The 20,302-nt window shown below is 71.4% G+C and carries 19 protein-coding genes; 13 read left to right on the top strand and 6 right to left on the bottom strand.

Features of this window, described 5'->3' with window-relative positions:
- The first annotated feature begins 53 nt into the window (after window positions 1–53).
- On the top strand, window positions 54–539 hold the full coding sequence (locus tag ENC19_RS19650; RefSeq protein ID WP_164448589.1) for an Lrp/AsnC family transcriptional regulator: 486 nt from the start codon (window positions 54–56) through the stop codon (window positions 537–539).
- A 6-nt stretch (window positions 540–545) separates the two neighbouring features.
- Here the strand turns inward: ENC19_RS19650 and ENC19_RS19645 are convergent, their stop codons facing one another.
- Window positions 546–1,532 carry an ArsR/SmtB family transcription factor gene (locus ENC19_RS19645; RefSeq protein ID WP_164448588.1) on the bottom strand — a complete coding sequence of 329 codons (987 nt, stop codon included), beginning with the start codon at window positions 1,530–1,532 and terminating at the stop codon, window positions 546–548.
- A gap of 80 nt (window positions 1,533–1,612) precedes the next feature.
- Between ENC19_RS19645 and ENC19_RS19640 the strand changes: the two genes are divergently transcribed.
- The 4 genes from ENC19_RS19640 (at window position 1,613) to ENC19_RS19625 (ending at window position 7,605) form a co-directional block, all read left to right on the top strand.
- The gene (locus tag ENC19_RS19640) at window positions 1,613–2,941 is read left to right on the top strand and encodes an MFS transporter (protein WP_164448675.1); all 1,329 of its coding nucleotides are present in this window, start codon (window positions 1,613–1,615) and stop codon (window positions 2,939–2,941) included.
- The gene (locus tag ENC19_RS19635; protein ID WP_164448587.1) at window positions 2,910–4,346 is read left to right on the top strand and encodes an outer membrane protein assembly factor BamB family protein; all 1,437 of its coding nucleotides are present in this window, start codon (window positions 2,910–2,912) and stop codon (window positions 4,344–4,346) included. Before ENC19_RS19640 ends, ENC19_RS19635 begins: the two co-directional genes overlap by 32 nt.
- Before the next feature lie 134 nt (window positions 4,347–4,480).
- The gene (locus ENC19_RS19630) at window positions 4,481–6,145 is read left to right on the top strand and encodes a fumarate hydratase (protein WP_164448586.1); all 1,665 of its coding nucleotides are present in this window, start codon (window positions 4,481–4,483) and stop codon (window positions 6,143–6,145) included.
- A 50-nt stretch (window positions 6,146–6,195) separates the two neighbouring features.
- Entirely contained in the window at window positions 6,196–7,605 is a 1,410-nt protein-coding gene (locus ENC19_RS19625) for a class II fumarate hydratase (RefSeq protein WP_166458807.1), read from the top strand.
- A gap of 185 nt (window positions 7,606–7,790) precedes the next feature.
- Here the strand turns inward: ENC19_RS19625 and ENC19_RS19620 are convergent, their stop codons facing one another.
- Window positions 7,791–8,069 (bottom strand): hypothetical protein, encoded by a 279-nt coding sequence (locus ENC19_RS19620; RefSeq protein WP_164448584.1) that lies wholly within the window; start codon window positions 8,067–8,069, stop codon window positions 7,791–7,793.
- 421 nt (window positions 8,070–8,490) lie between these two features.
- Here ENC19_RS19620 and ENC19_RS19615 point away from each other — a divergent pair, with 421 nt between their 5' ends.
- From ENC19_RS19615 to ENC19_RS19605, 3 genes are read left to right on the top strand one after another with little or no spacing between them, the layout of a single operon-like run.
- On the top strand, window positions 8,491–9,303 hold the full coding sequence (locus ENC19_RS19615; RefSeq protein WP_164448583.1) for a helix-turn-helix domain-containing protein: 813 nt from the start codon (window positions 8,491–8,493) through the stop codon (window positions 9,301–9,303).
- Complete coding sequence (locus ENC19_RS19610; RefSeq protein ID WP_164448582.1) at window positions 9,294–9,482, top strand: DUF397 domain-containing protein; 189 nt, start codon at window positions 9,294–9,296, stop codon at window positions 9,480–9,482. The genes ENC19_RS19615 and ENC19_RS19610 overlap by 10 nt, the downstream gene beginning before the upstream one ends.
- Window positions 9,479–9,874: a pyridoxamine 5'-phosphate oxidase family protein gene (locus ENC19_RS19605; protein WP_164448581.1), complete on the top strand. Its 396-nt coding sequence runs from the start codon at window positions 9,479–9,481 to the stop codon at window positions 9,872–9,874. Before ENC19_RS19610 ends, ENC19_RS19605 begins: the two co-directional genes overlap by 4 nt.
- 127 nt (window positions 9,875–10,001) lie before the next feature.
- On the opposite strand, the gene ENC19_RS19600 is transcribed toward ENC19_RS19605, so the two are convergent.
- The gene (locus tag ENC19_RS19600) at window positions 10,002–10,547 is read right to left on the bottom strand and encodes a CGNR zinc finger domain-containing protein (RefSeq protein WP_164448580.1); all 546 of its coding nucleotides are present in this window, start codon (window positions 10,545–10,547) and stop codon (window positions 10,002–10,004) included.
- A gap of 83 nt (window positions 10,548–10,630) precedes the next feature.
- On the opposite strand from ENC19_RS19600, the gene ENC19_RS19595 reads away from it, so the two are divergent.
- Genes ENC19_RS19595 through ENC19_RS19585 form a run of 3 tightly spaced genes read left to right on the top strand, consistent with a single transcriptional unit; the run spans window position 10,631 to window position 14,056 of the window.
- Window positions 10,631–11,590, top strand: a complete 960-nt coding sequence (locus ENC19_RS19595) for an EamA family transporter (protein ID WP_164448579.1) — start codon at window positions 10,631–10,633, stop codon at window positions 11,588–11,590.
- A 13-nt stretch (window positions 11,591–11,603) separates the two neighbouring features.
- Window positions 11,604–12,344 carry an HAD family hydrolase gene (locus tag ENC19_RS19590; protein ID WP_164448578.1) on the top strand — a complete coding sequence of 247 codons (741 nt, stop codon included), beginning with the start codon at window positions 11,604–11,606 and terminating at the stop codon, window positions 12,342–12,344.
- A gap of 35 nt (window positions 12,345–12,379) precedes the next feature.
- Window positions 12,380–14,056, top strand: a complete 1,677-nt coding sequence (locus ENC19_RS19585; protein ID WP_164448577.1) for a S8 family serine peptidase — start codon at window positions 12,380–12,382, stop codon at window positions 14,054–14,056.
- A gap of 58 nt (window positions 14,057–14,114) precedes the next feature.
- Here the strand turns inward: ENC19_RS19585 and ENC19_RS19580 are convergent, their stop codons facing one another.
- Both ENC19_RS19580 and ENC19_RS19575 read right to left on the bottom strand, forming a co-directional pair.
- On the bottom strand, window positions 14,115–14,879 hold the full coding sequence (locus tag ENC19_RS19580; RefSeq protein ID WP_235944931.1) for an endonuclease domain-containing protein: 765 nt from the start codon (window positions 14,877–14,879) through the stop codon (window positions 14,115–14,117).
- Between the two features lie 502 nt (window positions 14,880–15,381).
- Complete coding sequence (locus ENC19_RS19575; protein ID WP_166458862.1) at window positions 15,382–15,990, bottom strand: IclR family transcriptional regulator; 609 nt, start codon at window positions 15,988–15,990, stop codon at window positions 15,382–15,384.
- A gap of 307 nt (window positions 15,991–16,297) precedes the next feature.
- On the opposite strand from ENC19_RS19575, the gene cysS reads away from it, so the two are divergent.
- Window positions 16,298–17,713, top strand: coding sequence for a cysteine--tRNA ligase (gene cysS / locus ENC19_RS19570; protein WP_164448576.1), 1,416 nt, complete (start codon window positions 16,298–16,300; stop codon window positions 17,711–17,713).
- Window positions 17,713–18,834, top strand: coding sequence for a 23S rRNA (guanosine(2251)-2'-O)-methyltransferase RlmB (gene rlmB / locus ENC19_RS19565; RefSeq protein WP_164448575.1), 1,122 nt, complete (start codon window positions 17,713–17,715; stop codon window positions 18,832–18,834). Before cysS ends, rlmB begins: the two co-directional genes overlap by 1 nt.
- Window positions 18,835–18,900: 66 nt before the next feature.
- Here the strand turns inward: rlmB and ENC19_RS19560 are convergent, their stop codons facing one another.
- Window positions 18,901–19,992: an ABC transporter ATP-binding protein gene (locus ENC19_RS19560; protein ID WP_164448574.1), complete on the bottom strand. Its 1,092-nt coding sequence runs from the start codon at window positions 19,990–19,992 to the stop codon at window positions 18,901–18,903.
- Between the last annotated feature and the right edge of the window lie 310 nt (window positions 19,993–20,302).

Raw genomic sequence — 20,302 nt, 5'->3', positions numbered from 1 at the left:
CAACCCTCACGGCGTACGCTGGTCAGGTTGCACAAACGGTATGGTCTTCACGCATGAACACTGGTCAGGTTGCCCAGCTCGACGAGCTGGACGTGCGACTCATCGAACTGCTCGCCGAGGAACCCCGGATCGGCGTGCTGGAGTGCTCGCGCCGGCTCCGGGTCGCCCGGGGGACCGTCCAGGCGCGGCTCGACAAGCTGGTCGGCCGGGGCGTCATCGCCGGCTTCGGGCCGGACCTCGGCCCGGCCGCGCTCGGCTTCACGGTGACCAGCTTCGTCACCCTGGAGATCAGCCAGCGGCACGGGCACGACCCGGTCACCCGGCACCTGGCGGCGATCCCCGAGGTGTTGGAGGCGCACACCATCACCGGCTCGGGCGACCTGCTCTGCCGGATCGTGGCCCGCTCGAACACCGACCTGCAGCGGGTGATCGACCAGATCGTGGCGTACGAGGGGATCACCCGCGCCTCCACCATCATCGCGCTCGCCGAGCAGATCCCCTACCGGGTCCTTCCACTGCTGCGCTCGGCGGTGCGGTGAGTCCGGTCAGTTCTCCGCAAGCGTGTCGCCGAGGGGAGTGCGGCGGTAGCGGACGGACCGGCCGGAGCGGACCCGGGTGATCAGGCCCGCGTCGCGCAGCACCGACAGGTGGTCGCCGACGCCGCCCAGGCTCATCCCGAGCTGCACGACGAGCTGGCTGGTCGTGGCGGGCAGGGCGAGCGCCCGCAGCACCGCCGCGCGGGACCGCCCGACCAGCCGGTCCAGGGCGTCCTCGGGACGGCCCGGGTCGGGCGGCCCGAGCAGCTCGGCCACCCCGGAGGCCCGGTAGACGATCGCGAACGGCCACGGCGGCTCGACATAGTTGATCATCACGCCGAAGACCGTGGGGATGAAGAGCAGACCCCGGCCGTCCAACGAGTAGCTGCGGGGGTCGCGGTCGGCCACCTCGATCGCGCCGAGGCCGCCGCCGGAGACCCAGCGCAGCCTCGGGTCCAGGTCCGCCACGGCGGCCCCCCAGCCGTACGCGAGCAGGCGGCCCGCGCGATGTACCAGGTCCCGTTCCAGCACGGCCCGCAGTCGCGGCCAGTCCGGCTGTACCAGGGCCGTCCAGGACGCCTCGATCGCGTCGGCCAGCCGGTGCACGACGTCCGGCGCGTCGTAGATGCGGCGGGCGTACGCCGGTGGGGTGGGCAGTCCGGCGAGATTGCGGGACAACTCGTCACGGGCCTGCCCGAGCGGCGTGGCCCGGACCACGGCCAGCTCGTCGGCGAAGGTGCGACCGGTGCCGGCGGGCGGCGGCTGGATGAAGTCGGCGTTGTAGCCGCCCCGGCGCAGCAGCGCCATCAGCGCGCCCACCGCCGGGAAGTCCCGGCGCAGCCGCTCGAACACCGGTCGGGTACGGGCCACCCAGGGCGCCAGCCCCGGCACGGCGTGCTGGCCGGCGTGCACGCGCAGCGCCCAGACCGCCTCGCCCAGCGGCGAGATGGCGTACCGGCTGGCTGCCACGTCCGCCGGGGTGACCTCGATCCGCATCCCCGACCTTTCGCTCTCCAGCGAAAGGATAGAGCGGCCCGGCGCGTGCCACCAGGCTGAGCGGCGTGGACGACACCAGCATGAAAGCGCCGAAGGTGGCCGACCGGCAGGCCACCTTCCGGGACGTCTTCGCCGTCGCCGAGTTCCGGGTGGTCTTCGCCAGCTACGGGATCTTCATGATCGGCGAGACGGTGAAGATGCTCGCCCTCTCCGTGCTGGTCTACGAGCGCACCGGCTCCGGCCTGCTGGCCGCGCTCGCGTACGTCACCGGATTCCTGCCGCACGCGCTGGGTGGGCTGTTCCTGCTGGCCCTGGCCGACCGATGGCCCGCCCGCGCCCTGATCGTCGGCTACGACCTGGCGCGGCTGGCCACGGTGGCGGTGCTCGCCACGGGTGTGCTCTCCCCGTCGGCGATGCTCGGCCTGGTCGCCGTCGTGGCCCTCTTCGGTCCGGTGAGCAGCGCGTCCCGTACCGCGTTGCTGCCCGAGATGCTGCACGGTGACCGGTACGTGCTGGGTCGTTCGCTGCTCACCGTGGCCGCCGGGGGTACGCAGGTGGCCGGTTTCGCCGTCGGTGGTCTGCTGCTCGGACTGGTCGGCCCGTACGGCGCGCTCTGGTTGACCGCGGTGACCTGTGGCCTCTCCGCCCTGCTGGTGCGGTTCGGGTTGACTCCTCGTCCCGCCCGCGTCGGCCGGACGGGCGGCGGCCCGAGAACCGGCGCGTTCCGGGAGACCCTGCGGGTCAACCGGCAGCTCCTGGCGGATCGCCGGATCCGTGGCCTGCTGCTCGCCCAGTGGCTGCCCGGCTCGCTGCTGGTCGGTGCCGAGGGAGTGGCGGTGCCGTACGCGGCCGACCTCGGCCCGGGTGCGAGCGCCGGCGTCCTGCTGATGGCCGGTGCGGGCGGCATGCTCGTCGGCGACCTGCTGGTGGGGCGGTTCGTCGCGCCGGCCCGGCGGGAACGTCTGACGCCGTGGCTCGCGCTGCTGCTGGGCGTACCCATGCTGGCGTTCCTGGCCCGGCCGGCGCTGCTGCCCGCGGCGGTCCTGTTCGCGGTGGCGACCGCGGGTTTCGCCTACCAGCTCGGGCTGGCCCGGCGGTTCCTCGACGCGGTACCCGAGGCGCGCCGGGGGCAGGCGTTCGGACTGGTCAACACCGGCATGATGGCGGCGCAGGGGTTGGCCGCCGCCGGGGCCGGCGCGCTGAGCGAGGTGCTTTCCCCGGGGGTGGTGATGGCCGGCGCGGGGGCCGCCTCGGCCATCGCGACGCTGCTCCTGTGGCCGGTCCTCGCGGTGCCGGCGGTGCGGCCTAAGCGATCTTCCCGGCGCGACACGCGGGGTGGTGCGGGCGGTGGCGAGCGTGGCTGGCTACCGTGTCCCGGTGGCGAAGGGGAGCGGCCTCGGCGTACGTAGCTGGCTGCTGCTCGGCCTGATCACGGTGGTGGTGCTCGCCGCTACCGGAGTCTGGAATCCGTTCCCCACCATGTGGGACTGGGTCAACCGGCCCCAACCGATCTCCCAGCCGGACGTGGTCTGGCAGCAACGTATCGGTGGCACCCCGCGCAGCGTCACCATCGCCGGGCAGAGCGTCGTGATCGAGCAGCGCACCCGGGTGGAGGCCCGCAGCCTGGCCGCCGGCACGCAGCTGTGGGAGCGCAAGGCCGACTGGAGCGCGGTCACCGGCGCCGGGCAGGAAGCCGTCGTCGTCGTGGGCAAGCTGCTGGTCAAGGGGTACGAGGTGCTCGACCCCGGCACCGGAGTGACCCGCCGCCGCGACGACGACGCGGTGGCCGTCTGGACCTACCGCAACCTGCTGCTGGACGCCCGCTGTGTGGAGGCCACCGACTGCACGCTGAGTGCCTGGGACCCGCGCGGCACCACTCCGCTGTGGACCGCGTTCCTGCCCGGAGTCAGCACCGGACTGCTCGCCGACAACCCGAATCTGCTCGACACCCGGCGGCTCGGCGGCAACCGGATCGACGGCGAGGTGGCCGGCCCGGAGGCGGTGCCGCCGCTGCTCGGCTTCCCGGTCGACGGCCGGGTGCACGTGGTGGACACCGCCACCGGCCGGGTGCTCCAGAACGTCGAACCGGGTCGGGAGGAACGGCTCGCCGTGATCGGCGGGCGCCTGCTGCGGATCACCGCCCGGTCACAGGACGGCAGTTGCTACTACGGCATCTCCGGTCGGGACTCGGCCACCGGCCAGGAGGCGTGGCAGCAGTCGGGACTCAACCTCCGCACCGCCGACAGCGCCGGTTGCGTGCAGCGGGAGGACCCGTACGGTGCCCGCAACGTGCTGCTCGGCGTGTCGCCCGACGGCCGGGAGGCGGTCCTCGACGCGTACGACGGTCGGTTGTTGCTGGTCACCGCGAACGGCGAACGGGTGCTCGCCGTCGACGACCGGTACGCGCTGGTCCGCACCGCCGACGGTGGCGCCGTATCCGCCCGTGAACTCGGTGCCGAGCGCACCCGGTGGAAGCGGCCGGCGGGGAAGAAAGCGGATGCGGCCCTCACCCCGTACGCGGCGATCGTCGCCGACGAGAAGCCCAACCGGCTGGTCGCGCTCGATCCGCGTACCGGGCGGGAACTGGCCGTGCTGCGTACCTCCGCGAACGCCCTCGCCGTGGGCCCCGCCGGCATGGTGATCGGGGAGGGCCGGGAGATCGGGTACGTCCGCTTCGGCGCGACGGCCGGCGGCACGCCGGGCGAGGCCGACGGGGCGGACCCGGGGCCCGCCGGCAGCGGAGCGGTGCCGCAGCCGCAGGACAGTTGCGGTCCGAAGAACGAGCTGTGCGCCGCCCCTGACCCCGGTAAGTGACCGGGCCCCCCGGGGGTGGGACGGACCAGACTCTCTGCCCTAGGCTTTGCCGTCATGAGCGAGCGGCAGCGAGCGAATCATCAGCGCAGTGCGATGGTGCCTCACGGCGGCACGAAGCGAAGCGGAGTGTCGTCGTGAGCGGTGCCGATTTCGCGTACGCCCCGCTGCTGCCGACCGGTCCGGACCAGACGGACTACCGCCTGGTCACCGACGAGGGCGTCGATGTGGTCAACGGCCCGGGTGGTCGGCGGTTCCTGACCGTCGAACCGGCCGCCCTGACCGCGCTCACCGCCGAGGCGATGCACGACATCGCGCACTTCCTGCGTCCCGCCCACCTGGCCCAGCTACGGTCGATCATCGATGACCCGGCGGCCTCCCCTAACGACCGGTTCGTCGCGCTGGACCTGCTGCGTAACGCCAACATCGCCGCCGGTGGGGTACTGCCGATGTGCCAGGACACCGGCACCGCGATCGTGATGGGCAAGCGGGGCCGGCACGTGCTCACCGATGGGACCGACGCGGAAGCGATCTCGCGGGGCGTGTGGCAGGCGTACACCCGGTTGAACCTGCGCTACTCGCAGCTCGCTCCACTGACCATGTGGGAGGAGCGCAACACCGGCAGCAACCTGCCCGCGCAGGTCGAGCTGTACGCCGACGACCCGGACGGCCACCCGGACGCGTACAAGTTCCTCTTCATGGCCAAGGGCGGCGGCTCGGCCAACAAGTCGTACCTCTACCAGGAGACGAAGGCGCTGTTGAATCCGACGCGGATGATGCAGTTCCTGGAGGAGAAGCTGCGGCTGATCGGCACCTCCGCCTGCCCGCCGTACCACCTGGCGGTGGTGATCGGCGGCACCAGCGCCGAGTACGCACTCAAGACCGCCAAGTACGCCTCCGCGAAGTACCTCGACGCCCTGCCCACCGCCGGCTCGATGACCGCGCACGGCTTCCGGGATCTGGAGCTGGAGGCGGAGGTGCTGGAGTTGACCCGCAACTTCGGTATCGGCGCGCAGTTCGGCGGTCGCTACTTCTGCCACGACGTGCGGGTGGTGCGGCTGCCCCGGCACGGCGCGTCCTGCCCGGTGGCCATCGCCGTTTCCTGCTCGGCCGACCGGCAGGCGGTTGCCAAGATCACCCCGTCGGGCGTGTGGCTGGAGCGACTCGAAACCGACCCGGCCCGCTTCCTGCCCGAGGTCACCGAGGCGCAGTTGGACGCGACCGAGGTGGTCCGCGTCGACCTCAACCGGCCGATGGACGAGATCCGCGCCGAGTTGTCCAAGTACCCGGTGAAGACCCGGCTGTCGCTGACCGGCCCGCTGGTGGTGGCCCGGGACATCGCGCACGCGAAGATCGCCGAACGGCTGGACGCGGGCGAGCCGATGCCGCAGTACCTGCGCGACCACGCCGTCTACTACGCCGGCCCCGCCAAGACCCCGGAGGGCTACGCCTCCGGTTCGTTCGGCCCGACCACCGCCGGTCGAATGGACGCGTACGTGGCGAAGTTCCAGGCCGCCGGCGGCTCGATGGTGATGCTGGCCAAGGGCAACCGGTCGGCGCAGGTGACCCGCTCCTGCGAGCAGCACGGCGGGTTCTACCTCGGCTCGATCGGCGGCCCGGCGGCCCGACTCGCTCAGGACTGCATCAAGCACGTCGAGGTCCTGGAGTACGCGGAACTCGGCATGGAGGCGGTCTGGAAGATCGAGGTGGCGGACTTCCCCGCGTTCATCGTGGTCGACGACAAGGGCAACGACTTCTTCGCCGAGGTCACCAAACCGGTCCTCACCATCGGTAGGCGCTGAGCGTCACCGGCTCAGCCGATCATCTGCAGGTCGTCGCGGCGCGGGGCAGGATGGTACGCGTGACGACTCCAGAGAGCACCGGCTACCGGATCGAACGCGACTCGATGGGCGAGGTGGAGGTGCCCGCCGAGGCGCTGTGGCGGGCTCAGACCCAGCGGGCGGTGCAGAACTTTCCGATCTCCGGCCGTGGCATCGAGCCGGCCCAGATCAGGGCGCTGGCCCAGATCAAGGGCGCGGCGGCTGAGGTCAACGGCGACCTGGGCGTGATCGACGCGAATGTGGCGGCGGCGATCGCCGCGGCCGCCGCGCACGTGGCCGAGGGCGGGTACGACGACCAGTTCCCGGTGGACGTGTTCCAGACCGGCTCCGGCACCTCGTCCAACATGAACACCAACGAGGTGATCGCCACCCTGGCCGGGCGGGAGTTGGGCAGCAGTGTTCATCCCAACGACGATGTCAACGCGTCGCAGTCCAGCAACGACGTGTTCCCGTCCTCGATCCACCTGGCCGCCACCGAGGCCGTCGTACGGGATCTGCTCCCGGCGCTGACTCACCTGGCGGGTGCGTTGGAGGCGAAGGCCGAGGAGTTCGAGACCGTCGTCAAGGCTGGACGTACCCACCTGATGGACGCCACTCCGGTGACGCTCGGGCAGGAGTTCGGCGGCTACGCCGCCCAGGTCCGCTACGGCATCGAGCGGTTGGAGGGGGTACTGCCGCGCCTGGCGGAGCTGCCGCTGGGCGGCACGGCGGTCGGCACCGGCATCAACACTCCGCTCGGTTTCGCCGCCCGGGTGATCGAGAAGCTGAGGGCCTCGACCGGGCTGCCGCTGACCGAGGCGCGCAACCACTTCGAGGCGCAGGGTGCCCGGGACGCCCTGGTCGAGACGTCGGGGCAGTTGCGTACCGTCGCCGTCGGGCTTTACAAGATTGCCAACGACATCCGCTGGATGGGTTCCGGCCCGCGCGCCGGCCTGCGTGAGCTGCGCATCCCGGACCTCCAGCCGGGCTCGTCGATCATGCCCGGCAAGGTCAACCCGGTGGTCTGCGAGGCGGTCCGGCAGGTCTGCGCGCAGGTGGTCGGCAACGACGCGACGGTGGCCTTCGCCGGCTCGCAGGGCGACTTCGAACTGAACGTCATGCTGCCGGTGATGGGCCGCAACATCCTGGAGTCGATCCGGCTGATCGCCGCGTCGAGCCGCCTGCTCGCCGACCGGTGCGTGGTCGGCCTGGTCGCGGACGCCGAGGTCTGCCTGTCGTACGCCGAGGGCTCGCCGTCGATCGTCACCCCGCTCAACCGTCACCTCGGCTACGACGAGGCCGCCTCGATCGCCAAGGAGGCGTTGGCGAAGCAGATCTCCATCAAGGAGGTGGTGATCTCGCGAGGTCACCTCGACTCCGGCAAGCTCTCCGAGACCCAGTTGGAGGAGGCGCTCGACCTGCTCCGCATGACCCACCCCTGAGCCGCCGTGCCCGGCCCGCTGGTCCGTTCGCCGAACCCACCGGCCCGTCCGCTGGTCCGGCCCGTTCATCCGAGCTGCCCGGCCTGACCGTCTCGCCCGATCAGGCCTGGCTTGATCGACTCCAGTTGCGGCATCTTGCGGTCATCAGCAGCCCGGATGGGCCGGGATGCCGCAACACGAGTCGTTCATTCGTCGGCTGGGCGACGCCGGGGTGCCCAGGCGAGGAAGCGGGCGAACAGCGCCGCCGGATCCGGACCGTCCTGCGGGTTCAGGCGGTACAGGTCGGCGGCCGCCTCGTGCAGCACCGCGCAGAGGTAGACGCTGAGCGCGATCCGGTCATCGGCGTACTCGGCGACGAGATCAAGCCGCGCGGCGGCGCACGGCCAGGGCGCCGCGCAGACCCGGCAGAGCCAGAGCGGCCGCAACGGCAGGTGTGCCCGGCGCGACGCGGTCGGGGCCGTCATCCTCGACCACCAGCGCCCGGACGAGCCGCCCGGGACACGGTTCGAGGTTCGGCCCGGGACACGGTTCGAGGTTCGGCCCGAGAAGCGCTTCGGGTTCGGTCGGGGAAGCGTTCCGGGGCGCTTCGGGGTGCGGTTCGAGGGGTCATGGGCGCGGTCCGGGACATGGCGCGGCCTTCCTGTCGAGCTGAGTCGCTTGCGTCATCGCCCCGGCGGTGGGACCGCCCGGCCGGGGGAGCGGGCGGTCCCACCTCGACGCCGCGCTCGGGGGATGAGCGGCGGGCGTCGCGCTTCACAGTCTGCTGACAACACCACTACGGTCGGAAGTGTTCGTGCCTGCTGTCCGAGGCCTACTGCAGAAGGGCCGGGTCACCGGTGGCGTGGCGCTGGAGTCGATCGACCGGTTCCTGGAGGGCGGCTGGACATGGCGGGTGGGCAGACGACGGCGGCAGCGTTCCTGGTCGCGGAGCTGCGCCGGGCACGGATCCGGCGGGGCTGGAGTCAGGAAGAGTTGGCCAAGGCCGTCAACTATTCGCCGTCGATGGTCAGTGCGGTGGAACTGGGCCAGCAGCCACCCACCCCGAAGTACCTGGAACAGTTCGACAAGGCCCTGGACACCAATGGCCTCTACGGCCGAATGCTCACCCACCTGGTAGCCCTCGACAAAGCCCAGGTCTGGTTACGCGGCTGGCGCGCCATCCTCGAAGAGGCGCAGGCGTTGCGATGGTTCGAACCGGTGCGGGTGCCGGGTCTGCTCCAGACCGAGCCCTACGCCCGCGCGATCTTCGAGGCTGATGACTCGCTGAGCCGTATCGAGCGAGAGGAGCGCCTGGCCGACCGTATGGCCAGCCAGGCTGTCCTATGTCACGAGCATCCGCCGCGAGCGGTGTTCGTGCTCGACGAGTCCGCGCTGCGGCGGCGGGTCGGTGGTCGGAAGGTGATGCTCGACCAGGCGAGACATCTGATCAAAATCGGCACCGACCACCCCTCGGTTCGACTGCACGTTGTGCCGCTGTCGGCCGATGAGTACCCGGGTCTCAACGGTCCGTTCATCCTCGCCAGGTTCCGCGACGGGACCGATGTCGCGTATCTCGGTGGTCAAATCGGTGGCCGAGAACTGGATCAGGCGTCGGATCTGTCGATGCTCCAACGGGTCTGGGAGGCTACTCTCGGCGCGGCGTTGCCGCCGCAGGAGTCGACACAACTGCTGAAGGAGATCGCGGAGTCGTGGAACTGATCGATGCGCAGTGGCGTAAGAGTAGCCGCAGCGGTTCCAGCGACCAGTGTGTCGAGGTGGCGACGAACCTGCCTGGGGTGGTGGGGGTGCGGGACAGTAAGGATTCGGCGGGGGCGGTGCTGAGCTTTGACGCGTACGCCTGGCGGGTCTTTGTCGCGGCGCCGCCGCGCCGGACGTGACCGCCCTGCCCGGCGCGGAGGTGTTGGAGCGGCTGGCGCGGGAGCGGGTCGTCTGGATCTGCACGCTGCGGCCGGACGGCTCGCCGCATCTGACGCCGGTCTGGTTCCACTACGTCGAGGGTGAGTGGTGGATCGGCACCGGCGAGCGCAACCGGAAGGTACGCAACGTCGCCGCCGATCCTCGGGTGTCGCTGGCGCTGCCCGACGGTGATGCGCCGGTTGTCGCCGAGGGCGAGGCGAGCATCGTCCGCCGGCCGTTCCCACCCGAGGTGGTGGAGGCGCTTCGCCGCCGGTACGACGGCTGGGACGTCACGGTGGACGGCCCGGACGGCCGCTACGTGCTGCTCCGGGTCGTGGTGACCCGCTGGCTGATGGCCGGCCGCGCTCGCTGACCGGCGTCGGTCGTTCGAGACGAAGACGTGGGTACATCTGCTGTCGTTCCAGCGACAAGAAACGTATCCACAGTCGGTTGCGGCGAGGCAGGTGCTTCGCGCCCGCCTCGCCGCCGCACACCAGCGCTCAGCTGCGGGCGGCGGCCCGGCGGGCCCGGTAGGCGCTGACGGCGGCCCGGTTGCCGCAGCCGGCCTCGCAGAACCGGCGGGATCGGTTCTTGGACAGGTCGATGAGCACGTTGTCGCAGTCGGGGTGCTCGCAGATGCGCAGCCGGCGCAGCTCGCCACCGCGTACCACGTCCGCGATCGCCATCGCCGCCTCGACCGCGATCCGGGTGGCCAGCGGGGCGTCCCGGGGTACGGCGTGCAGATGGTAGGGCTCGGTGTCGTGCGTGATGAGCTGGGGCAGCGCCCGGTGCTCGCGGAGCAGGGCGTTGACGATCGACACGATCTCGTCGACCTCGGCGTGCCAGATCCGGCGGAGGCGGGGGCGCAGCGCGCGTACCGCACGTAGCTCGGCCTCGGTGTGCTCGTGCCGGCCGCTGTACGAGTGGCTGGTGTAGAAGGCGTCCAGGGCGGCGACGTCCGGTAGCCCTTCGCCGTCGGAGCCGGCGGTGTTCACCAGTGCCGCGGCGGCGATGAGCGAACACTCGGTGTCATGGGCGAAAAGCAACTTGACTCCTGTCGTGGCCCCGTCTAGCGTCATCGGCATAATCTATTTTGCCCATGGCGGGCGGTCGTGCCAAGGAGAGCCCCATGCGTCAACCGCCCGCCGCGGGTGCCGGTCTCGCACTCGCGCTGCTCTCCGCGGTCACCTTCGCCACCTCAGGCACCTTCGCCCGATCCCTGATCGACGCCGGCTGGTCGGCCGAGGCGGTCGTCATCGCCCGGGTCGGTATCGCCGCCCTGATCCTGATGGTGCCGGCAATGCTCGTGCTGCGGGGACGATGGCCGGTGCTGCGCCGCAACCTCACCTCGATCGGCGTCTTCGGGCTACTCGGGGTTGCGGTCGCCCAGGCGTGCTTCTTCAACGCCGTGCGTTACCTGCCGGTCGGCGTCGCCCTGCTGCTGGAATACCTCGGCATCGTCCTCGTCGTCGGATGGACCTGGCTGGTGCAGGGCCAGCGCCCCCGGCGGCTGACCGTCGCCGGCTCGGTGGCGGCCGTGGTCGGGCTGGTCTTCGTGCTGGACCTGACCGGGGCGGGTCGGCTCGACGTGGTCGGCGTCCTCTGGGGACTTGGCGCTGCGGTCGGGCTGGCCGGGTACTTCGTGCTCGCCGGCCGGGTCGACCCGGCCCTGCCGTCGATGGTCATGGCCAGCGGCGGGATGGCCGCCGGCGCCGGAGTGCTGCTGCTGCTCGGCCTGACCGGCGCACTGCCACTGCGGGCCACCTTCGACACCGTGCAGTTCGCCGGCGCGCAGACCAGTTGGCTGGTGCCGATCGTCGGTCTGACGCTGGTGGCCGCGGTCGTCGCCTACCTGGCCGGGATCGCCGCGGTGCGGGTGCTCGGTTCCCGGCTGGCCTCGTTCGTCGGGCTGACCGAGGTGATGTTCGCGGTCCTGATCGCCTGGCTGGTCCTGGGCGAGCTGCCGACGATCGTGCAACTGCTCGGCGGGTTGCTGATCGTCGCGGGTGTGGCGCTGGTCCGCCTCGACGAGCTGCGCAAGCCCGTCCAGCCGGCTCGGGCGGAGGTTACCGAGCCGGCCCTGCGGTGACAGGCTGTCCGGCATGCTGACCACAGTGGTGTTCGATGTCGACGAGACCCTTGTCGATCTGCGGCCGGCCGTCACCGCCGGGCTGGAGGTCGTACTGGCGCAGATGCGGCGGCTCACCCCGGCGGCGGTCGAGGTCACTCTCGCAGACCTGGAATCGGACTGGGGTGCGGTCTTCGGTGACCTGGCCGCCGCGCCGGTGGCCGAGATCCGGCGGGCCGCTCTGGCCCGGTCGCTGGAGCGGGCCGGGCTCGGTGCCCACCTGGACGAGATCAGCGCGATGTTCTTCGCCCGCCGCTTCGCGCTGACCCGGCCGTTCGCCGACACGCTGCCGGCGCTGGCCGCCCTGCGCCAACGATGGACGCTGGGCCTCGCCACCAACGGCAACAGCCGCGCCGAACGCTGCGGCCTCGCCGGCGAGTTCGCCTTCGAGGTGTACGCGCACTGCGACGGAGTGCCGAAGAAGCCCGCCCCGGATTTCTACGCGGCGGTGTGTGCTGCCGCCGGAGCGGACCCGGCGAAGGTGGTACACGTCGGCGACAACCCGGCTCATGACGTGGTCGGTGCGCAGCGGGCCGGCCTGCGGGCCGTCTGGCTGAATCGCCGAGGCGAGCGGTTGCCGACGGATGTGCTGCCGGACGCCGTGGTCACCACGTTGACCGAGTTGCCCAGCGTGCTGGCCGATCTTTCCGGCGAAGCGGATCTTCCGCCGTTTATCCGGCGCTGCTCTGGCGAAACCTCACGCGTTGATGTCTGATGACGCCACGTCCCTCAACGAGAGGATCCGATGTGGTGAGCAAGCGCTTCACCGTCGGTGCCGTCGCGACCGCGGCGGCACTGACACTCACGGTCACAGGTCTGGGAGTGCCCGCCAGCGCCGAGCCGGCGGAACTGCGGACCTTCACCGTGGTCGCCGAGGACGGCGTCTCCACCGACGCGGCGCTGGCCGCGATCCGGTCGGCGGGCGGGACCGTGGTGTCCCGCAGCGACGAGGTCGGTGTCTACCAGGTGACGACCGACCGGGCCGACTTCGCGACGAAGGCGACCTCCGCCGCCGCCCTGATCGGCGCGGCCGAGGAGAAGGCCATCGGGCGCAAACCGCGCCTCGACCGGGTCGAGCAGGAACACCTGCTCGCCGCCGCGGCCGCCAAGGGCGCCGGTAAGCAGCGGGGCAAGAAGATGGACCCGCTGGACGACAAGCTCTGGGGTCTGGAGATGATCCGGGCCGACAAGGCACGCAAGGTGGAACCCGGCGACCGCCGGGTGACCGTCGGCGTCCTCGACACCGGCGTCGACGCCGGTCACCCCGACATCGCCCCCAACTTCGACTGGACGCTGTCGCGCAACTTCGCCCCCGACATCCCGGAGATCGACGGTGAGTGCGAGGTAGCGAGCTGCCTCGACCCGGTCGGCACCGACGACGGCGGTCACGGCACCCACGTCGCCGGCACCATCGGCGCCGCGGCGAACGGGTTCGGCCTCTCCGGTGTCGCGCCGAAGGTCTCGCTAGTCGAGCTCAAGGGCGGCCAGGACTCCGGCTACTTCTTCCTGAACCCGGTCGTGAACGCCCTGCTGCACGCGGGCAAGTCGGGTCTGGACGTGGTCAACATGTCCTTCTACGTCGACCCGTGGCTCTACAACTGCACGGCCAACCCGGCTGACTCGCCGGAGGCGCAGGCGGCCCAGCGGGCCACCATCCGGGCGATGGGGCGGGCGCTGACCTTCGCCCACAACCGGGGCGTGACGCTCGTCGGCGCTCTGGGCAACAACCACGAGGACCTGGGCGACCCGCGTACCGACGTCTCCAGCCCCAACTACGGTGACGTCGCGCCGTACCCGCGTGAGATCGACAACGACAGCTGCTGGGACCTGCCCGCCGAAGGGCCGCACGTCATCAGCGTCTCCTCGGTCGGCCCGTCGGGCAAGAAGTCCGACTTCTCCAACTACGGGACCGAGCAGACCTCGGTGGCCGCGCCGGGTGGCTGGTACCGGGACGGCTTCGGCACGGACACGTTCCGCACCGACGCCAACATGATCCTCTCCACCTACCCGAAGAAGGTCCTCCAGGAGGAGGGTGCGGTCGACGAGGACGGCAACATCGTGCCCGGCGCCGAGACCTTCGTGTTCAAGGACTGCAAGCGCAACGGAGAGTGCGGTTACTACACCTACCTGCAGGGCACCTCGATGGCGGCACCGCACGCCTCCGGGGTCGCCGCGCTGATCGTGAGCCGCTACGGCAAGAAGCAGGGCCGTGACGGCTACGGTATGGCGCCGGACCAGGTCGAGCAGCAGCTCCTCCGGACCGCCGACGAGCGGGCCTGCCCGGAGCCGCGGTTGTTCAGCTACGCCAACGAGGGCCGGCCGGCCGAGTTCGACGCCTACTGCGCCGGCTCGCGCAACTTCAACGGCTTCTACGGGCACGGCATCGTCGACGCGTACGCGGCGGTGACGGTCAAGCCGCGCCGATAGCACGCCTCTGATCGACGGCAGGTGGCCGGGCTGGAACCTTCAGCCCGGCCACCTGCTGTCATCGGTGCCATCCCCGGTCACGTAGGGCGGCGCGGACCTCCCGGACGATCCCCGGGAAGTCCTGGTGGAGGCGGCGACTGGTGACGTGCAGGACCAGCCAGCCGGCACCGACGAGACGGTTGAGTCGCTGTCGGTCACGATGCAACTGCTCGCGGTCCGAATGCCAGTGGCCGTCGTACTCCACCGCCACCCGGACGGCGGGCCAGGCGAGGTCCGGATGCAGGATCAGACCGCCGGACACCTGCACCGGATGCTGAACCACCGGTCGAGGCAGACCGGCCAGCACCAGGCGGATGCGCAGCTGTGACTCGGCCGGCGACTGAGCCGCCGGCTCAGCCAGATCGAAAAGCCAGCTTGCCCGGCGTATCCCGGGACGGCCGTCGTTTCGGGCCGCGAACTGGGCGAGGGCCGCTCGGGTGGTGAGTTGCCGGCCGAGCAGGGTGTCGATGATGGCGATCGCGCGGGTCGGCTCCAGCCAGACGGCACTCTCCCACGCTGCCCGGGTCGGGTCGGTGCGGGGCAGCACGCCCGCGCCGACGCCCTTGGTCGACGGTCCCTGGGACGTCGTGTGCACCTGCAGGCCAGGTTGGCTGCGCAACCCGGCTGGTGCCGGCACGAGCACGTGCACCTTGTCGGTGAAGTTCGCGGCATGCTCGACCCCCGTGCAGGTACGCCGCCGACGGGCCGGCGAACGCTGCCGCGACCGGCAGTTGCAACGCCACGGCGCGGCAGGCCAGCTCGTGATCGCGATCGAGCCGGGCATCGGCGTAGATGTCCCGCCGTAGTCGCGCCCAGGCGGAACTGCGTAGCTGATGCGCGGTGAGCAGGCCCTGGTCGACGGCGTCCGAGCCGCGGAACACCTGCCACGCCAGGGCTCCGGGTCGGTGTACTCGAACTGGCATGCAGAAAAGCCTGCGTGCCCTGGTCCCGCTACGGCAGCCCCTGTGGACAACCAAGGACAGCGCACCGCCCGTCCCCTGTGGACAACTGCCCCGATCATCGCCGAGTGTGCTATGGGGCCACGTCCGGACACGCGGAGCCGACCAGGACAGCAGGGCCTCCGCAGGGATGCCGCTGCGGCGGTGCGCTTGTGGCTCCATCTCGACTTGCGGCAAGTCGGGGTCTCAAGCCGGAGTTTGGCCGCGACTTGCGGCAAGTCGCGCCAGTCGGTGCGGCAAGCCGCGCCGGGCGGTGCGGGTTCGCGCCGGGCGGTGCGGGATCGCGCCGGGCGGTGCGGGATCGCGCCGGGCGGGCAGGGCGGCGAATCAGGTCAGGGCGGTGGCGATGGCGGTGGCTGCGGCCAGCACCTGTGCGCCGACGTCCTCGGCGTCCAGCGGGGCCAGGGCCACCACCCCGACGCTCGCCTCCAGGCCGGGTACCCCGAGCACCGGGGCGGCCACCCCGTACGCGCCCGGTTGCAGCTCACCTGCGGTGCTCACCGGCCCGGCGTCGCCTGACCGGCCGGCCAGGATCGCTCGTCCGGCGGCACCCCGCTCCAGCGGGTGACGGGCCCCGGTGCGGTACGCGACATGGAACGACGTCCAACTCGGTTCGACCACCGCCAGCGCGACCCCCTCGCCACCCTCCACCACCGTGAGGTGGGCGGTGGCTCCGGCCTGTTCGGCCAGCCGCCGCAGCGCGGGCAACGCACCCTCGGCGAGCAGCGGTTGGGCTCGCCGGGCCAGGTGGAGCACCCCGGCACCGAGGCGCAGCCGGCCGGCGGCGTCACGACGCAGCATGCCGTGCCCGGCCAGCGGCCCGACCAGGCGGTAGACGGCGGCCCGACCGATGCCCAACCGGCTCGCGGCCTCCGTGACGGTCAACCCGCCCGGCGCGTCCGCAACCAGATGCAGCAGCCGTAGCCCTCGATCCAGCGTCTGCGACGCCTCGCCGCCCGGCGCCGACCCGCCTGGCGTCGACCCGCCTGGCGTCGACCCGCCTGGCGTCGACCCGCCTGGCGTCGACCCGCTGGCGTCGACCCGCCCGGCGTCGATCGGCCTCGGACCGACCCGGCTGGCACCAGGCCGTCCGGCACTGCCGGCCGGGGGGCCGGGCCGGGTGTCGCTGGAGTGCTCACGATCAGCAGCGTACGGCCAGCGGGGCGGCATCGGCAGGCGCGCAGCGGCCGGGCGGTACCAGGCTCGGGCCGAGCGGGCAACAGCGGACGGCTACCCTTGTACAGTGACGCTACGCCTGTATGACACCGCCACCCGATCGGTGCGGGACTTCGTCCCGCGGGAAGCCGGCAAGGTGGGGGTCTACCTGTGTGGTCTCACCCTCCAGGCACCGCCGCACATCGGCCACCTTCGCTCCGGCGTCAACTACGACGTGTTGCGTCGCTGGCTGGCGGCGGCCGGTTTCCAGGTCACCTTCATTCGCAACGTGACCGACATCGACGACAAGATCCTGGTCAAGGCGCAGGAGCAGGAGCGCCCCTTCTGGTCGATCGCGTACGCCAACGAGTTGAAGCTCGCCGAGGCGTACCGGGCGTTGAACGTGCTGCCACCCACCTACGAGCCACGCGCCACCGGTCACATCCCCGAGATGCACGAGTTGATCGCGCAGTTGATCGAGCGGGGGCACGCCTACCCGGCCACCGACGGCTCGGGCGACGTGTACTTCGACGTGTGCTCGTGGCCGTCGTACGGGGCGTTGTCCAACCAGCAGCCCGACGACATGCAGTCCGCCGGTGACGCGCCGGACCGGGGTAAGCGCGACCCGCGTGACTTCGCGCTCTGGAAGGGCACCAAGCCGGACGAGCCGGCGGACGCCTACTGGCCGTCGCCCTGGGGGCAGGGCCGGCCCGGCTGGCACATCGAGTGCTCGGCGATGTGCTGGCGCTATCTGGGCGCGGAGTTCGACATCCACGGCGGCGGGCTCGACCTGACCTTCCCGCACCACGAGAACGAGTTGGCCCAGTCCCAGGCCGCCGGCCTGCCCTTCGCCAGGTACTGGGTGCATCACGGGCTGCTCAGCATCGGCGGGGCGAAGATGGGCAAGTCGCTGGGCAACGCCCTCGACCTCGACTACGTCGCCTCGCTCGGGGTGCGCCCGGTCGAGCTGCGCTACTACTACGTGGCCGCGCACTACCGTTCGCGGATCGACTACTCCGAGGAGGCGCTGCGCGAGGCTGCCGTCGCGTACCGGCGGATCGAGGGCTTCGTGACGCGGGCCGTGGAACGGGTCGGCGCGGGTGCGCCCGGCGAGCTGCCGGCGGCGTTCGTCGCCGCGATGGACGACGACCTGAACACCTCGGCCGCGCTGGCGGCGCTGCACGAGGTGCTGCGGGACGGCAACAACGCGCTGGCCGGTGGGGACGATGTGACCGTCCGCACGGCGCTCGCCAGCGTGCGCGCGATACTGGATATCCTCGGGGTCGACCCCCTCGATCCGGCCTGGACCGGCGGAGCCCGGGCGAGCGACCTCCGTGGTGTGGTGGACTCCCTGATCGCCCTGGCACTGGAGCAGCGCGCGCAGGCCCGGATCCGCCGGGACTGGGCCGCCGCCGACGCGCTGCGGGATCAACTCAAGCGGGCCGGTGTGGTGGTCGAGGACACCCCACAGGGGCCGCGTTGGACTATTGGAGAGCAGGACTGATGGCCGGCAATTCGCAGCGCCGTGGTCGGCGGGTGGCGTCGAAGGCCAGTGCCCCGAAGGGGTCCGGTGGAAAGAACCGGGACTCCCTCGCCGGGCGCGGCCGGACGTTGCCGGCCGACGAGCGCCCCTGGCACAAGGCGTACTCGGGCACCGAGAAGCTGCCGCAGCGCACCGCCTGGAAGCAGGAGAAGGAGCGCCGGGCGGCGGCCGAGGAGGGGCGGGCCCCGAAGATCGGCCAGCCCGGCAGCAAGGACACCACCTGGGGCAAGGGTGGTGGCCGGGGCACGGCCAACGCCAAGCCGGCGCGCGGTAAGCAGCCCGCTGGGCGTAGCGGCCCCCGGGTCGCGCCGGGGCGCAAGTCCAACCCGGCGAAGGACTCCCCGGAACTGTTGGTGGGCCGCAACCCGGTGCTGGAGGCGCTGCGTACCCAGGTGCCGGCGACCGCGCTCTACACCGCGCTGGGCATCGACATCGACGACCGGGTCAAGGAGATCGTCCGGACCGCCGCCGACCGAGGCATCGCGATCCTTGAGATCAGCCGCGCCGAGTTGGACCGGATGACCGGCGGTGTGCTGCACCAGGGCGTCGGCCTCCAGGTGCCGCCGTTCGCGTACGAGCCGTTCGAGGATCTGGTCGCCGCCGTGCTGGAACACCCGGCCCCGCTGCTGGTGGCGCTGGACGGGGTGACCGATCCGCGTAACCTCGGCGCGGTCATCCGCTCCGCCGCCGCGTTCGGCGCGCAGGGCGTCTTCGTACCCGAGCGGCGGGCGGCCGGCATCACCGCGACCGCCTGGCGGACCAGCGCGGGCGCGGCGGCCCGGGTGCCGGTGGCCCAGGTGACCAACCTCACCCGGTCCCTGAAGGCCTGCCGGGACGCCGGGTTCATGGTGGTCGGCCTGGACGCCGACGGGGAGACGGACCTCTACGACCTGGAGGCCGCCGTCGGCCCGCTGGTCGTGGTGGTCGGCTCGGAGGGACGGGGGCTGTCCCGCCTGGTCGGGCAGACCTGCGACCTCACCGTCAGCATCCCGATGATCTCCGAGGTGGAGTCCCTGAACGCCAGCGTCGCCGCCGCCGTCACGCTGGCCGAGGTGGCGCGCCGCCGGGCCGTCGAGGGCTGAGAACTGCAGAGCGTACGCGAAAAGGGGCGGCCCGCCATCGGCGGACCGCCCCTTTCGGTTGCTACCTCAGATGCGCTTCCCGGTGGCGGAGTGGAAGACGTGGCTCTGGCCGGCGCGCGGCTTCACGAAGATCGTGTCGCCGAGCTTCGGCATGGTCCGGCGGTCGGTGCGGACCACGAACCGCTCGGAGGCACCGTCGAGCGCGGCGTGACCGTAGACGTTGGCGTCGGAGCCAAGGTCCTCGACCAGCTCGACCACGACCGGCATGCCACCCTCGGTCGGGCTGACGATGTCGCAGTCCTCCGGACGGAAGCCCACGGTCACCTTGCCGTTGCCACCCTCGGCGTTGGCCGCCTCGACCTGCTCGCGGGTCAGCGGCACGGACATCTCCGCGAACGACGCGCCCTGCTCGCTGAACGGGACGGTCTTGATGTTCATGGCGGGCGAGCCGATGAAGCCGGCGACGAAGACGTTGGCCGGGGTGTCGTAGAGCGTCCGCGGGGTGTCGACCTGCTGGAGCACGCCGTCGAGCATGACCGCGACCCGGTGGCCCATGGTCATGGCCTCGACCTGGTCGTGGGTGACGTAGACGGTGGTGATGCCGAGCTTGGCCTGCAGCGACGCGATCTGCGTACGGGTCTGCACCCGCAGCTTGGCGTCGAGGTTCGACAGCGGCTCGTCCATCAGGAAGACCTGCGGCTCCCGGACGATGGCCCGGCCCATCGCGACCCGCTGGCGCTGACCACCGGAGAGCGCCTTCGGCTTACGGCTGAGGTACTCCTCCAGCTGGAGCAGCGCCGCCGCCTCCTTGACCCGCCGGTCGATCTCGGACTTGGAGGTCTTGCGCAGCTTGAGCGCGAACGCCATGTTCTCGTACACCGTCATGTGCGGGTAGAGGGCGTAGTTCTGGAAGACCATCGCGATGTCGCGGGCCTTCGGCGGCAGGTGGGTGACGTCCCGGTCGTCGATGTAGATCGCGCCGTCGTCGACGTCCTCCAGGCCCGCGAGCATGCGCAGGCTGGTGGACTTACCACAACCGGAGGGGCCGACGAGGACGAGGAACTCGCCGTCGCCGATCTGGAGGTCGAGCTGGTTGACCGCGGGGCGTTCGGTGCCCGGGTAGATCCGGGACGCCTTCGCGTAGGTGACCGTAGCCATGAGGGGGACGCTTCCTTTCACCGGCAGGAACGTGCCGGACGATCCGAGTGAAGGAGCGACCGGCACTGATGTCCGTACCGGCGCCACGGCAAGCGCGGGGCGAACCCGTGTCGGCCGTGTCACTGCACGGTAAACGGCTTTCGCCGCAATGCCAAGGTCCACGGTCGAGCGGTACTTCCGAAGCATTCGCATTCCGGTCAGTCGGGCACGGTCGGACACGAATCGACGGCCACGCGTCGGGATGTTGACGTTTCCCATGCTCGGGACCCCTGCCGAGCAGGAAAACCGGACGCCGGTCGCTATGCTGGCC

It is taken from the genome of Verrucosispora sioxanthis, assembly GCF_010560025.1.
GTDB classification, from domain to species: domain Bacteria; phylum Actinomycetota; class Actinomycetes; order Mycobacteriales; family Micromonosporaceae; genus Micromonospora; species Micromonospora palythoicola.
The sequence above is the reverse complement of the archived record's forward strand: the minus strand, read 5'-3'. Positions and strand labels throughout refer to the sequence as shown.